Source organism: Bradyrhizobium sp. Mp27 (assembly GCF_029953005.1).
Lineage (GTDB): Bacteria > Pseudomonadota > Alphaproteobacteria > Rhizobiales > Xanthobacteraceae > Bradyrhizobium > Bradyrhizobium barranii.
On sequence record NZ_JASAUS010000636.1, the window covers coordinates 1 to 457 of the forward strand.

Consider the following 457-nt stretch of genomic DNA (forward strand, 5'->3'; position numbering starts at 1 on the left):
GATGTGACGGAGCTTCGTCGACATCGGCTTGACCACGATCTCTTCGGTATGGAACACGCCGTCGACGACGATGCCAAACGTCTGGCTGCCGACTTGCGTGACCACGATAAAGCCGTTCTCGGGATCGCTGGCCGCGCCGTCGTCGATCTTGAGCAGCTTCTTGAGGTGGATCAGCGGCAGCAGCTTGTTGCGCAACCTGAGGACCGCGGTGTCCTTGATGCGCTCGATGCGGTGCTCGGAGTTGGCGCGGGCACGGACCAGCTCGACCACCGAGAGCTGCGGGATCGCGAAGCGGTCGCCGGCGGCTTCCACGATCAGCGCCGAGACGATGGCCAAGGTCAGCGGGATCTTGATGGTGACGGAGGAGCCCTCGCCGGCCACCGACTTGATGTCGATGGTGCCGCCGATCTGGTCGATATTGGTGCGCACCACGTCCATGCCGACGCCGCGGCCGGAG

General features: G+C 64.6%; 1 protein-coding gene. It reads right to left on the reverse strand.

The annotated features are described in order from the left end of the window. Positions 1-457, reverse strand: a 457-nt coding sequence (locus QJT78_RS53450) for a chemotaxis protein CheW (RefSeq protein WP_281460946.1), incomplete at both ends; no start/stop codon positions are given.